The sequence below is a fragment of the Candidatus Brevundimonas phytovorans genome, assembly GCA_029203145.1.
GTDB lineage: Bacteria > Pseudomonadota > Alphaproteobacteria > Caulobacterales > Caulobacteraceae > Brevundimonas > Brevundimonas phytovorans.
This window is the reverse complement of the sequence record CP119309.1, coordinates 1,355,739-1,368,708: the sequence shown is the minus strand read 5'-3', so window position 1 is coordinate 1,368,708 and position 12,970 is coordinate 1,355,739. Positions and strand designations below refer to the sequence as shown.

Sequence of the window (12,970 nt, the reverse complement as noted above, 5' to 3'; positions counted from 1 at the left end):
GAGCGGAGCTTAACGGTCGCCCTGCCCTCGCGCCACCGAATCCGGTTCACCGGCGATGACAAGGCCGTCAGCGCCCCCTCTCGCTCCATGGGACGCCGCCATCGCCCGCGCCCGACGAATGATCCGCCGCGTCTCGGACCAGTCCACCCGCCGCAGCGCGTCCTCGAACGGCACGAACACCGCCTCGGCGGCGTCGTCGCCCGCCACCGGATCGCCGCCCGTCCACAGCGCGGCGTAGTCGATCAGGACATAGTGCCGCCCCGCCTCTGGAAACAGGCCGTCGACCACGTCGATCAGACCGATCAACTCCGCCTCAACGCCCGTCTCCTCGCGCAGTTCACGCAAGGCCGCGTCGGCCAGCCGTTCGCCCGGCTCCAGTCGCCCGCCGGGCAGGCTCCACTCCCCCTGACGCGGCGGCGTGCCGCGCCGGATCAGCAGGACTTCGTCGCCTTTCAGGCAGACCACGCCCACAGCCGGGGTCGGAATCATGTTTTCTCCGCAAATTGACCGCCTGGAGGCAGGGTTTTGCGCTTCCACCACGCCACGCCTTTTGCCACAAGGCGGATATGACCCTCCCCACGCCCGCCGCCATCGAAGAGCTGAAAGCCGCCCTGCCCGGCGCCTGGACCCAGGACGCCGACGACATGGCCCCCTGGCTGACCGAATGGCGCGGGCGCTGGACGGGCGAAACCCCGATCCTGCTGCAGCCGCGCACGACCGCAGAAGTCGCCACAGCCGTCGCGATCTGCGCCCGCCACGGCGTCGCCGTCGTCACCCAGGGCGGCGGCACCGGCCTGGTCGGCGGCCAGATTCCGTTCGGCGAAGTCCTTTTATCCACGCGCAAGCTGCGCACCGTGCGCGACGTCACGCCGCTGGACGACGCCATGACGCTGGAGGCCGGCGTCACCCTGCTGGAGGCGCAGCAACTGGCCCGGGAGAAGGACCGCTTCTTCCCGCTCAGCCTCGCCGCTGAAGGCTCGGCCACCATCGGCGGCGTCATTTCGACCAACGCGGGCGGCACGGCGGTGCTGCGCTACGGAATGATGCGCGACCTGGTGCTGGGCATCGAAGCCGTCATGCCCGACGGCCAGGTGTTCAATGGCCTTAAGCGCCTGCGCAAGGACAACACCGGCTATGACCTGAAGCAGCTTTTCATCGGCGCCGAGGGCACGCTGGGCGTCGTCACGGCGGCGACGCTGAAGCTTTTCCCCATCATGCGCAGCCGCGCCACGGCCATCGTCGGGCTGGAAAGCCACCACGCCGCCGTGGCCCTGCTGGCCCGCGCCAAGGCCGAGACCGGCGGCGGGGTTGAGGCCTTCGAGCTGATGAAGCGTCTCGGCATGGCCCTGGTGCTCAAGAACATTCCCGACACGCGCGAGCCGCTGGAATCCACGCCCGCCTGGTACGTCCTGATCGAGCTGACCTCGGGCGAGCCCGGCGGCGCCGATTCGGCCATGGAGCGGCTGCTGACCGCCGCTTTCGAGGAAGGCCTGATCATCGACGCCGCCATCGCCCAGAACGACGCCCAGAAGGCCGCCTTCTGGCGTCTGCGCGAAGAACACTCGGCGGGGCTCAAGCCCGAGGGCGGCGGCTGGAAGCACGATGTCTCGGTCCCCGTGTCGCAAATCGCCGACTTCATCGACGAGGCCACGGCGGCGGTCGAGAAGTTCCACCCCGGTTGCCGTGTCTCGGTCTTCGGCCACGTCGGCGACGGCAACCTTCACTATGACGTGATCCCCGGCGTCGGCGAAGATGTCCCCGCCTTCATCGCCCGCTGGATGCAAGGCTCCGAAATCGTCCACGACATCGTGGCCCGCTACAACGGCTCCATCTCGGCGGAACACGGTCTGGGGCGGCTCAAAACCGACGAGGCGCGCCGTTACAAGTCGCCGCTGGAGATCGCGACCATGCAGGCTGTCCGTCAGGCCATCGACCCGCAGCGGATCATGAATCCGGCGGTCCTCTTCTAGGCCTCACGACCGCATGTGACGCCGCCGACGGTTCAAATCGTCACGGAAGCGGCCTATGAGGCCCGCTTCCCGATGTTTCGGAGCCTGTGTCGCCTTGCTGATCGTCCTGTCCCCGGCCAAACGGCTGGACTTCACGCCCCCTGCCCTCAACGTGCCCGCGACCCCGCGTCGCTGCGCCGATGAGACCGCCGAGCTGGCCAAGGTGACGCGCAAGCTGAGCCGGGCCGACCTGCGCCGCCTGATGTCGATCTCCGACGCTCTGGCCGACCTGAATTACGAACGCTTCCAGGCTTTCGACAACGAGACGACCGAGGGCGCGCTCCAGGCCGTCTTCGCCTTCGCCGGCGACGTCTATGATGGACTGGACGCGCGCTCGCTGGCCCCCGCCGATCTGGCCTGGGCTCAGGATCACCTGCGGATCCTCTCGGGCTTCTACGGTCTGCTGCGTCCGCTGGACGCCATCCAGCCCTATCGGCTGGAGATGGGCACGCGCCTGAAGACCCCGCGCGGCGCCACCCTCTACGACTTCTGGGGCGAGCGCATCTCGCTGCGCCTGAACGAGGACGCGGCGCCCCTGCCCGACCGCACCCTGGTCAATCTGGCCAGCCAGGAATATTTCGGCGCCGTCGACGCCAAGGCGCTGAAGCTGCCGGTCATCACGCCCCACTTCAAGGAACGCAAGGACGGCGAGGCCCGCATCATCTCCTTCTTCGCCAAGAAGGCGCGCGGCGCCATGGCCCGCTACGCCATCGAGAATCGCATCGAAAAAGCCCAGGATCTCAAGGCCTTCGACCGCGACGGCTACCGCTTCGACAAGGCGCTTTCGACGGATGCGGACTGGATATTCATCAGAGAGGGAAATTCCTGATCGCCAGATTGAACGACTGCGGTTAGGCTGCTTGGCAGCATACTAATCCACGGGTTTTCTCTGCATGTTCGCCATGAACGATCTCAAGGGCCAGGTCGCCGTCGTCTCCGGCTCGACCTCCGGCATCGGCCTGGCTCTGGCCCGCGCCGTCGCGCAATGCGGCGGCGACGTGGTTTTGAACGGCCTGGGCGATCCGGCGGTCATCGAACAGACCCGCGCCGATCTGGCGGCTGAGACCGGCGTCCGCGTCCTCTACCACCCCGCCGACATGACCCAGCCGGATCAGATCGCCGACATGGTCGCCACGGCGCACCGCGAACTGGGCCGCCTCGATATCCTGGTCAACAACGCCGGCATCCAGCACGTCGAAGCTGTCGAAAACTTCCCCGCCGAGGCGTGGGAGAAGATCATCTCGATCAACCTGTCCTCGACCTTCTACGCCACCAGGGCGGCGATCCCGATCATGAAGGCGCAAGGCCGCGGGCGCATCGTCAACATCGCCTCGGCCCACGGCCTGGTCGCCAGCCCGTTCAAGTCGGCCTATGTCGCCGCCAAGCACGGCGTGATCGGCTTCACCAAGACGGTGGCGCTGGAATTGGCCCAGCAGAACATCACCTGCAACGCCATCTGCCCCGGCTTCGTCGAGACCCCCATCGTCGCCAAGCAGATCGAGGATCAGGCCCGCACGCGCGGCATGACGCCCGAGGACGTGATGAAGAACGTCATCTTGGGCTCGCAGCCGACCAAGCGCTTCGTCACGACTGACGAACTGGCGGGCATCTTCCTCTATCTGGTGTCCGATCTCGGCGCCTCGGCCAACGGCTCGCACTTCTCTGTCGATGGCGGCTGGACCGCGCAATAGGCCGCGCCCCCGTCATCCCGGAAACGGCGCAGCCGTTATCCAGGACCGCTAGAGACACGACTGTCCCGGCGCTCGCGCTTCCGGCGGCCCCGGCTCTTCGCTACGCTGTGGCCGGGATAACGGAGTGAGGTATGGCGACGAAACGCAAACCCATCTGCCTGGCGCTTCAGGGCGGCGGCTCGCACGGCGCCTTTCAGTGGGGCGTGCTGGACCGGCTTCTTGAGGCCGACCTTCTCGACATCCGCGCTGTCACCGCCGCCTCGGCGGGGGCGATGAACGCTGCGGCCCTGATCACCGGACTGGAACAGGGCGGCGCCGAGGGCGGCCGCGCCGCGCTGGACAAGCTGTGGCGTGAGGTCAATCAATCCGGCGGCCGCAACGTCTTCGGCGACAGCGCTATCTGGTCCAAGGCCCTTACCCCCGGCTGGCTCAAGGACAGCCCGATGTGGAAGGCGGGCGAGACGCTGGCCATGTCGATGAGCCCTTACTCTTTCAACCCGTTCAACCTGAACCCGTTGAAGCGCGTGCTGGAAACCGCTGTCGATTTCGATGCTGTGCGGGGCTCCAAGATCCAGCTGATCGTCTCCACCACGGCGGTTCGCGCCGGTCGGTCGCGCCTGTTCCGAACACCTGAGATCACCCCCGACGTTCTGCTGGCCTCGGCCTGCCTGCCGCATCTGTTTCAGGCGGTCGAGATCGAGGGCGAGCCCTACTGGGACGGCGGCTATCTGGCCAATCCGGCGCTGTGGCCGCTGTTCTACGCCGACACGCCGGACGACCTCCTGCTGCTGCCGCTGAACCCCTTCGTCCGCGACGATGCCCCGCGTGAGGCAGGCGAGATCATGGATCGGCTGAACGAGATCCTGTTTAATGCGCCGCTGGTGGCCGAACTGCGCGCCGTCGCCTTCGTTCAGGACCTGATCGCCGAGGGCAGGCTCAGCCGCAACGAGGACCGCCATCGCGCCGTCCGCATGCACGCCATCGAGGCCGACGACTGGCTGGGCAGTCTGTCGCTGTCGACCAAGTTCGACACCGAATGGAGCTTCCTCAACGACCTGAAGTCGCGCGGACGGCAAGCGGCGGAGCAATGGTTGGAAACCTGCGCGCCTCAGGTCGGCCAGGCCTCAAGCGTCGATCTGAAGGCCCGTTTCCTTTAGGCGAAGAAGCTGCGGTCTGCGCACTGTCGCGGCTCCGCTATCGCAACGCCGTGCGCCAATCCCTGATAAAACCCGGCGTCGCGAGCCCCCACGGCCAAATGGCTCGCCTGAGCGACCGGTCGCGTCACACTGCAGACCTTCAGACGGTCTTTGACAAACCCGCTCGCCGCCGTCCGCATCAGGACCCCGGCTCCCGCCCCACGCCCAGCCGCCTCGCTTAACAGCCCGGCGCGCTGCGGCTGCGCCCTCCGCTCATTGCACCAATTGGACTGTTTTTTTCTTAGCGCAGTGCAACGGCGATCAGCCGACGAAGCCCGCCGCGCGTCGCAGTCGATCATTGATCGCCTCGCCCAACCCCGTCGCCGGGATCGGCGACACGGCGATGCCGGCGGGCTTGGTGCGGTCGGCTTCACGCAGCAGGCGGAACAGATTGGCCGCCGCCTCGCGCAGATCGCCGGTCGGGCTCAGGCTCCAGCGCGGCTCGCCGACGGCGGGGCCAAAGCCCAGCAGGATTTCGCCTTCCTTTGCCGCCTCGGCCTCGATCCGCACCGGGGCGTCGGGGGCGTAATGCAGGGCCAGTCGGCCGGGCGAGCGATGCCCCTGCCCGTTCTCGGCCAGCGGCCCGACCACGGCCTCCAACTCCTCGCGCGTCACCGAACCGGGACGCAGCAGGGCCACCTGACCGTCCAGCACGGACACGACGGTGCTCTCGACACCGACCGCGCACGGCCCGCCGTCCACGGCGGCGCCGACCGCATGGCCGGTCTCCTCCAGCGCGTCGTCAAACGTCGTCGGACTGGGGCGGCCCGAACGGTTGGCCGAAGGCGCGACGACCGCCCCGCCAAAGGCCGCGATCACCGCCCTGGCGCGCGGATGCCCTGGCACCCGCACAGCCACGCTGTCCAGACCGGCGCGGGCCAGATCGCAGACCCGCTCGCGGTCCCGCACCGGCGCCACGATGGTCAGGGGGCCGGGCCAGAAGGCCTCGGCCAACGCCCGCGCGCGGTCGTCGAACACGGCGATCGTCTCGGCGTCCAGGGCGTTGGCGACGTGCGCGATCAAGGGGTTGAAGCGCGGTCTTCCCTTGGCTTCAAAGATGCGCGCCACCGCTTGCGGGTTCGAGGCGTCAGCCGCCAGCCCATAGACCGTCTCGGTCGGCAGCATGACCAGCCGGCCGGTCTTAAGCGCCTCTGCGGCGATCTCAGGGGTGTCGCCCTTCATGGCCGGCGCGGGATCAGGGGGATCATGCGGTGCAGCACGTTGTCCCGGTTGATGAATTGGTGCTTCAGCGCGCCGCCGACATGCAGGACGATCAGCAGATAGAGCAGCTTGGCCACCATCTCGTGCGTGTCCATAAACTGGCCCGCCGCCTCGCGCCCGCCGCCGATCGGCAGCAGGGGCCACTGGAACAGGCCGAACCAGCTGATGTCGCGCCCGGCGGCCGACGACGCCAGCCACCCGGTCAGCGGCATGATCAGCAGGACGGCGTAGAAGGCGATTTGTGTCCCGCGCGACAGAATCCGCTCCCACCTCGGCGTCTCCGGCGGCAGGGCGATCAACGGGTTGGCCAGTCGCCACCCCAGCCGCGCCAGCGTCAGCACCAGAATCGTCACCCCCACGGCCTTGTGGGTCTGGGTGAACTCTCGCGATAGCGCGCCTTCGGTCGCGTCGTGGGCCATGATCAACAGGATTTGCGCCACCACGGCCAAGGCGATGACCCAGTGCAGGATCAACGACACGGTCGAATAGCGGTTTCGAGGCTCGGCCAAGGTCTTTCCTTCCGCGACGGCACTGGGGCAGAGATTGCCGCGAACCACGACCAAAGTCCAAGCACCCTTGCATCATCGCCGCCCTCGGCGTCAGAAGCATGTTGAAGATTCTGGAGACCGCCATGAGCTACCGCGCCCCCGTCCGTGACCTCGCCTTCGCCCTGGAGGCCGTCGCCGGCATTGATCAGGTCGCCGCCACGGGCGCCTTTCCCGACTATGACGCCGACGTCATGGGCGCGGTGCTGGAAGCCGCCGGTCAATTCTCGGAACAGGTCCTGGCCCCGCTGAACCGCCCGGGCGACCTGGCCGGCGCCAAGTATGCGGACGGCGCCGTCACCGCCGCCCCCGGTTTCGCCGAGGCCTACAAGCAGTTCGCCGAAGGCGGCTGGACCAGCCTGACCGCCTCGGTCGAGGCCGGCGGCCAGGCCCTGCCCAAGGCGCTGGAACTGGCGGCCTATGAAACCGTCCACGCCGCCAACATGGCCTTCGGCCTCTGCCCCATGCTTTCCCTGGCCTCGATCGAGGCGCTGGAAGCGGTCGGCACGGAACACCAGCGGACGACCTATCTGCCCAAGCTGGTCTCGGGCGAATGGACCGGGGCCATGGTCCTGACCGAGCCGCACGCCGGCTCCGATCTGGGCGCTCTGACCACCACGGCCACCCCGAACGGCGACGGCACCTATGCCCTGAACGGCCAGAAGATCTTCATCACCTGGGGCGACCACGACGCCACGGACAACATTGTCCACCTGGTGCTGGCCCGCCTGCCCGACGCCCCTGCCGGCCCCAAGGGCATCAGCCTGTTCCTGACGCCCAAGTTCGCGGTCAACGCCGACGGCTCGCTGGGCGAACGCAACGCCTTCCACCCGGTCGGGGTCGAGCACAAGCTGGGCATCCACGCCTCGCCCACCTGCGTCATGGCCTATGAGGGCGCCCGCGCCGAACTGGTCGGCCGTCCGAACGAGGGCCTGGCCCATATGTTCGTGATGATGAACGCCGCCCGCCTGGCCGTCGGTGTCGAGGGCGTCGGCATCGCCGAGCGCGCCTATCAGCACGCCCTCGCCTATGCCCTGGACCGCCGTCAGGGCCGCAGCGTCTGGACCGGCGAGAAGAACGCCCCGATCTTTGACCACCCCGACGTGCGCCGCACCCTGGGCGTCATGAAGGCCAAGATCGCCGCCGCCCGCGCCATCTGCCTGTCCACCGGCGTCGCCGCCGACCTGGCCAAGCACGCCGCCACCGAGGCCGACCGCAAGCTGTGGAAGGGCCGCGAGGACCTGTTCACCCCCATCGCCAAGGCCTGGTCCACCGACATCGGCTGCGAGGTCGCCTCGCTGGGCGTTCAGGTCCACGGCGGCATGGGCTTCATCGAGGAAACCGGCGCGGCCCAATACTATCGCGACGCCCGCATCAGCCCGATCTACGAGGGCACCAACGGCATTCAGGCCATGGATCTGGTCGGCCGCAAGCTGTCGATGGACGGCGGCCAGTCGGCCCACGCCCTGATCGCTGACATGAAGGCGACCCTGGTCGAGATTGACCGCCTCTATGTCGGCAAGCCGGTCGAGCGCTTCGCCACGGCCATCGAGGCCGTCGAGGACGCCACCCTTTGGCTGCTGGACCGCAAGGCCGCCGCTGATGGCGCCGCCGACGTCCTGGCCGGCGCCGACGCCTATCTGAAGCTGATGGGCGACGTGGTCGGCGGCTGGATGCTAGCCAAGGGCGCCCTGGCCGCGAAGGCGCGTCTGGACGCCGGCGCTGGCGATCCCGTCTGGCTGCAAGGCAAGCTGGACCTGTATGAATTCTACGCCGCCAACGTCCTGGGCCACGCCTCCAGCCGCCTGGCCGCCGTGGGTCAGGGCGGTGAGCTGCTGCAGGGCCTGAGCGTGGAAGCACTGGCGGGTTGACGAATATCGACGGTATGGGAGGCTTCAGCTTGAAGGAGCCTTCATGCCGTTGATCACCGCCTTGCTGTTGAGCCTCGCCGTGTCGGGCGAGGACCCGGAAGTGGTCAACGCCACCTGGGTCACCGCGCCCGTCGCCCGTCCAGAGGACTATCCGCGCTTTGCCCGCATCGTCAGGGCCGAGGGCCATGTCACCGTGCAATGCGACGCCCTGCCGACGGGCGCCCTGTCGGCCTGCACGGCCATGTCGGAGAAGCCAGCGGATCTGGGATTCGGAGACGAGGCCGTGCGTGTGGTCCAGCGCGGCCTCGCCGCTCCACGCACCGTGGACGGAACCCCGGTGACCAGCCGCATCCAGACGCGCATTCCGTTTCGCATCTCCTCGGAGCCGTCCCCGCCGCCCGGCCCCTGGACGGGCCCCCAGCCCACCGCTGGGCAAAGGGAGTCTGCACGGCGCTGGGCTGTGCGGGCGGTCTCACGAATGCCTCGCCTCGCCCGCTTTGGGCTGGAAGATCTGCCGAGTGATCGTCGAGCCGTCGTGACGGCATGGATCACCGAACTGTATCCTGATCGTCAGAAGACCCAGGAGATATTCACCGTCGCCGCCGCACGCCTGCTGGCCGAGATCGGCCTTCCCGAGATGCCGCCGACCCGTCCGCTCGATGAGGCAACCTGGAACAGGCGCTTCGCGGCGGCGAGCGCAGACCAATTCGATGGCGCCGCCGCCGATGCGGAGCTTCGCCGCCGCTACTGCGCCCGCTACGAGTGTGGGCCCTCGCGCTAGGGACTTGGCGCGTCCAGCAGGGCAATCGCCTCGCGGACATATTGGGCATGGGCGACGACGCCCAGTTCCAGCCCCTCGCCGCCGCCCTGGACCTCCTGCACCAGAACGCCGGCGATATAGGGGTGATCCGGGCTCGGTCCGCCGGGCAGGCGATCAACCGCAGGCGTCCAGAAGACCGGCCCGCCCGAGTTGCCTTGCGACACCGCGAAATCCAGCAGGAAGATCGGGAAGTGGCGGATCGGCGTCAGCGGCCAGGAACTGATCCGGCCCAGGCGCAGGATGGGGAAGCCCGCCTTGTTGGCCGACAGGCCGTGGGGATAGCCCAGGGCCATCAGTTCGTCGCCCGGCCCGACGCGCCAGCGGTCGAAGGTGGTCTCATCCGCCAGCCAGCCCAGCGGGATCGCCGCCTGGGCGAAGGCGGAGGGCGCGGTGATCTCCATCACCGCCACGTCCCGCTCGGGATGCTGGGTCCACAGCGGCGTCCCGTCAGCGTCGCGGATGGTCAGGTTTGCGGGCGTGAACTTCCAGGCGCCGTCGGCTTCGGCCGTGCGCCATCCGATGCGGGCCTCCGCCGCCGGCATGACGTTCAGCACATGGGCGGCGGTGACCAGAACCACGCGCGGCGAACCGTCGGGGCGAGGCGCGGAGATCAGGAAGCCTGTGCCGACCTTCCTCGTGCTCTGGTCCAGAGGCTGGTCGATCTGCACTGTGGCGTTGATCAGGCCGACGGTGAGGTCCCAAGGGGCGGGCGCGACGGCGGCGGGCGGTGCGGGCGGAACATCCTGAGAGATCATGTCGCCATTTGACGCCGCCCGTCGGCGGGCACAAGGTCCGCCCGAACCATTGGGGAGCCTATTGATGAATCGCCGCGAACTGATCGCCTCGACCGCCGCCGCCGGCCTCGCCGCCGCCTCCCCTGCCCTCGCCCGTTCGACTACCGGAGCCTCGATGTCCCTGCCCCAACCGCCCGTCGCCAAGAAGGTCCCCGTCCGCATCGAGCAGTTGGGCCGTGTCCGCACCGACGACTATCAGTGGATGAAGGACGACAACTGGCAGGCCGTGCTGCGCGATCCGTCGCTGATCAAGGCCGACGTCAAGGAACACCTGACCGCCGAGAACGCCTATCGCGAGGCCGTCATGGCCTCGACCCTGCCGCTGCAGGCGGCGATGTTCGAAGAGATGAAGGGCCGCATCAAGGAGGACGACAGCTCCGTCCCCGCCGCCGACGGCGCCTGGGAGTATTTCACCGAGTACCGCACCGGCGAGCAGCACCCGCGCTATATGCGGGTCGAGCGCCAGGGGACCTGGATGGTCGACGGCCAGCCCGTGACCAAGACCTTCATCAAGGCCCCGACGCCTCAGCTCCTGCTGGACTGCAACGCCCTGGCCGAGGGCAAGGCCTATTCGGAAGTTTCGGCGACCGAGCACAGCCCCGACCACGCCCTGTTCGCCTATGCCGAGGACGCCCAAGGCTCCGAGGTCTTCAAGATCTACGTCAAGGACCTGGCCACAGGCGAGGTCCTGCCCAACCCCATCGAATCGGCGACCGAGAACTTCACCTTCTCGCCCGACAGCCAGTGGATCTTCTGGACCAACCGCGACGACAACGGCCGCCCGGACAAGATCTTCCGTCGCCCGGCGCGCGGCGGCGAGACCACCCTGGTCTATGAGGAAACCGACGACGGCATGTTCCAGAGCGTCAGCCGCACCTCGGATGACGCCTTCATCGTCATCGGCATCGGCAACCAGGAAACCTCGGAAGGCCGCATCATTCCGGGCGCGACGCCCACGGCGACGCCGGTCGTGGTCGAGCCGCGTTATGAGGGCCGCCTCTATGATCTGGACCACTGGGGCGACCGCTGGGTGATCCGCACCAACGCCGACGAGGCCATCGACTTCAAGGTGGTCGAGGCCCCGACCGACGCCCCGGCCAAGGCCAACTGGAAGGACCTGATCCCGCACACGCCAGGCCGCTTCATCGAGGGCGTGGCCATGGTGAAGGACTATCTGGGCCGTCAGGAGCGCGCCGACGCCAATACGAAGATCGTCATCCGCGACCGCGCCGGCGCCGAGCACGAGATCGCCGTGGACGAGCCCGCCTACGCCCTGTCGCTGGGCGGGGCGTCGGAGTTCGACACCACGGTCATGCGCTATGGCTACAACTCGCCGTCCACGCCGACCTCGACCTATGACTACGACCTGAAGACGCGCGAGCGGACTCTGCGCAAGGTTCAGGAAGTGCCCTCGGGCCACAATCCGGCGGACTATGTGGTCGAGCGTCTGAACGCCCCGGCCTCGGACGGCCAGCTGGTGCCGGTGACGGTGCTGCGCCGCAAGGACACGCCGGTCGACGGCTCGGCGCCGCTTCTGCTCTACGGCTACGGCTCCTACGGCATCCCCATGCCGGCCAGCTTCTCGACCAACCGGCTGTCGCTGGTGGATCGCGGCTTCATCTATGCCATCGCCCATATTCGCGGCGGTTCGGACAAGGGCTGGGGCTGGTTCCTGGACGCCCGGCGGATGACCAAGAAGAACACCTTCACCGACTTCATCGCCTGCGCCGAACACCTGATCGACCGGAACTACGCCACGGCGGGCAAGATCGTCGCCCAGGGCGGGTCGGCCGGCGGTCTGCTGATGGGGGCCGTCACCAATATGCGCCCCGACCTGTGGGCCGGGGTGATCGGCAGCGTGCCCTTCGTCGACGTCATCAACACCATGTCGGACACCAGCCTGCCGCTGACCCCGCCCGAGTGGCCCGAGTGGGGCAACCCGATCGAGGACGCCGCCGCCTACGACTATATGTACAGCTACAGCCCCTATGATCAGGTCGAGGCCAAGCCCTATCCGGCGGTGCTGGCGACCGGCGGCCTGTCCGACCCGCGCGTCACCTACTGGGAGCCGGAAAAGTGGGTGGCCAAGCTGCGGCCCGCGACCACCTCGGGCAATCCGGTCCTGCTGAAGATCAACATGACGGCGGGCCATTTCAGTTCGTCGGGCCGCTTCGACTATCTGAAGGATGTCGCCCACGACTACGCCTTCGCCGTCTGGGCCGTCGACAAGGGCTGGCTGAAGGCGTGATCATCCGAGCGACCACGGACGCCGACCTGATGGCCATCACGGCCATCTACGCCGACAGCGTGCTGAACGGCACGGGGACGTTCGAGCTGGACGTCCCCACGGTCGAGGAAATGCGGGCGCGCCTGGCCGCGCCCGCAGCGCTCGGCCTGCCCGTCCTGACCGCCGAGATCGATGGGCAGGTCGCGGGCTATGCCTATGCCGGGCCCTACCGCCTGCGCGCCGCCTATCGCTTCCTGGTCGAGGACTCGATCTATGTGGCCGAGGCGTTTCGCGGGCGCGGGGTCGGCAAGGCCCTGTTGGAGGCCCTGCTGAGCGCCTGTGAGGCCCTGGGAATGCGTCAGATGGTGGCGGTGATCGGCGACAGCGCCAACGCCGGCTCCATCGCCCTGCACGCCGCCGCAGGCTTTGAACACGTCGGCGTCTTCCATGCCGCGGGATGGAAGTTCGACGCCTGGCGCGACGTGGTCTTCATGCAGAAGGCGCTGGGCCTGGGTGCGACCGTCGCGCCGGACGCCAACGGTCTGGATTGCGGACACTAGAAGCTGAATTTTCAGCTATTTTTGGCGTTTCTCGAC

The 12,970-nt window shown here is 68.1% G+C and carries 12 protein-coding genes; 8 read left to right on the top strand and 4 right to left on the bottom strand.

The annotated features are described in order from the left end of the window. Positions 1-9: 9 nt before the first annotated feature. The gene (locus P0Y52_06510) at positions 10-489 is read right to left on the bottom strand and encodes an NUDIX hydrolase (GenBank protein ID WEK59189.1); all 480 of its coding nucleotides are present in this window, start codon (positions 487-489) and stop codon (positions 10-12) included. Positions 490-566: 77 nt separating this feature from the next. Here P0Y52_06510 and P0Y52_06505 point away from each other — a divergent pair, with 77 nt between their 5' ends. From P0Y52_06505 to P0Y52_06490, 4 genes are all read left to right on the top strand, one after another. After that, positions 567-1,970, top strand: coding sequence for an FAD-binding oxidoreductase (locus tag P0Y52_06505; GenBank protein WEK59188.1), 1,404 nt, complete (start codon positions 567-569; stop codon positions 1,968-1,970). 94 nt (positions 1,971-2,064) lie between these two features. Further along, on the top strand, positions 2,065-2,838 hold the full coding sequence (gene yaaA, locus P0Y52_06500; GenBank protein ID WEK59187.1) for a peroxide stress protein YaaA: 774 nt from the start codon (positions 2,065-2,067) through the stop codon (positions 2,836-2,838). A 64-nt stretch (positions 2,839-2,902) separates the two neighbouring features. Further along, a complete protein-coding gene (locus P0Y52_06495; GenBank protein ID WEK59186.1) occupies positions 2,903-3,700 on the top strand; it encodes a 3-hydroxybutyrate dehydrogenase in 798 nt (265 codons plus the stop codon). A 131-nt stretch (positions 3,701-3,831) separates the two neighbouring features. Then, positions 3,832-4,857, top strand: a complete 1,026-nt coding sequence (locus tag P0Y52_06490; GenBank protein WEK59185.1) for a patatin-like phospholipase family protein — start codon at positions 3,832-3,834, stop codon at positions 4,855-4,857. 300 nt (positions 4,858-5,157) lie between these two features. On the opposite strand, the gene P0Y52_06485 is transcribed toward P0Y52_06490, so the two are convergent. Both P0Y52_06485 and P0Y52_06480 read right to left on the bottom strand, forming a co-directional pair. Further along, complete coding sequence (locus P0Y52_06485) at positions 5,158-6,078, bottom strand: L-threonylcarbamoyladenylate synthase (protein WEK59184.1); 921 nt, start codon at positions 6,076-6,078, stop codon at positions 5,158-5,160. Beyond that, entirely contained in the window at positions 6,075-6,626 is a 552-nt protein-coding gene (locus P0Y52_06480; GenBank protein ID WEK59183.1) for a cytochrome b, read from the bottom strand. Before P0Y52_06480 ends, P0Y52_06485 begins: the two co-directional genes overlap by 4 nt. Positions 6,627-6,748: 122 nt before the next feature. Here P0Y52_06480 and P0Y52_06475 point away from each other — a divergent pair, with 122 nt between their 5' ends. Both P0Y52_06475 and P0Y52_06470 read left to right on the top strand, forming a co-directional pair. Then, positions 6,749-8,533 carry an acyl-CoA dehydrogenase gene (locus tag P0Y52_06475; protein WEK59450.1) on the top strand — a complete coding sequence of 595 codons (1,785 nt, stop codon included), beginning with the start codon at positions 6,749-6,751 and terminating at the stop codon, positions 8,531-8,533. A 43-nt stretch (positions 8,534-8,576) separates the two neighbouring features. Then, entirely contained in the window at positions 8,577-9,314 is a 738-nt protein-coding gene (locus P0Y52_06470; protein ID WEK59182.1) for an energy transducer TonB, read from the top strand. Here the strand turns inward: P0Y52_06470 and P0Y52_06465 are convergent. After that, positions 9,311-10,108 (bottom strand): serine protease, encoded by a 798-nt coding sequence (locus P0Y52_06465; protein WEK59181.1) that lies wholly within the window; start codon positions 10,106-10,108, stop codon positions 9,311-9,313. The two genes, P0Y52_06470 and P0Y52_06465, sit on opposite strands and share 4 nt — an antisense overlap. A gap of 64 nt (positions 10,109-10,172) precedes the next feature. Here P0Y52_06465 and P0Y52_06460 point away from each other — a divergent pair, with 64 nt between their 5' ends. Together P0Y52_06460 and P0Y52_06455 are read left to right on the top strand one after the other, a co-directional pair. Then, a complete protein-coding gene (locus P0Y52_06460; GenBank protein ID WEK59180.1) occupies positions 10,173-12,395 on the top strand; it encodes a S9 family peptidase in 2,223 nt (740 codons plus the stop codon). Continuing rightward, positions 12,392-12,934 (top strand): GNAT family N-acetyltransferase, encoded by a 543-nt coding sequence (locus P0Y52_06455; protein WEK59179.1) that lies wholly within the window; start codon positions 12,392-12,394, stop codon positions 12,932-12,934. The genes P0Y52_06460 and P0Y52_06455 overlap by 4 nt, the downstream gene beginning before the upstream one ends. Positions 12,935-12,970: the final 36 nt, after the last annotated feature.

What these genes read in the sequence shown, in the direction of transcription:
- P0Y52_06495 (WEK59186.1), top strand. Translation starts at nt 2,903, where the DNA reads ATGTTCGCCATGAACGATCTCAAGGGCCAGGTCGCCGTCGTCTCCGGC.
- P0Y52_06475 (WEK59450.1), top strand. Translation starts at nt 6,749, where the DNA reads ATGAGCTACCGCGCCCCCGTCCGTGACCTCGCCTTCGCCCTGGAGGCC.
- P0Y52_06510 (WEK59189.1), bottom strand. Translation starts at nt 489, where the DNA reads ATGATTCCGACCCCGGCTGTGGGCGTGGTCTGCCTGAAAGGCGACGAA.
- P0Y52_06465 (WEK59181.1), bottom strand. Translation starts at nt 10,108, where the DNA reads ATGATCTCTCAGGATGTTCCGCCCGCACCGCCCGCCGCCGTCGCGCCC.
- P0Y52_06460 (WEK59180.1), top strand. Translation starts at nt 10,173, where the DNA reads ATGAATCGCCGCGAACTGATCGCCTCGACCGCCGCCGCCGGCCTCGCC.
- P0Y52_06470 (WEK59182.1), top strand. Translation starts at nt 8,577, where the DNA reads ATGCCGTTGATCACCGCCTTGCTGTTGAGCCTCGCCGTGTCGGGCGAG.
- P0Y52_06490 (WEK59185.1), top strand. Translation starts at nt 3,832, where the DNA reads ATGGCGACGAAACGCAAACCCATCTGCCTGGCGCTTCAGGGCGGCGGC.
- P0Y52_06505 (WEK59188.1), top strand. Translation starts at nt 567, where the DNA reads ATGACCCTCCCCACGCCCGCCGCCATCGAAGAGCTGAAAGCCGCCCTG.
- P0Y52_06485 (WEK59184.1), bottom strand. Translation starts at nt 6,078, where the DNA reads ATGAAGGGCGACACCCCTGAGATCGCCGCAGAGGCGCTTAAGACCGGC.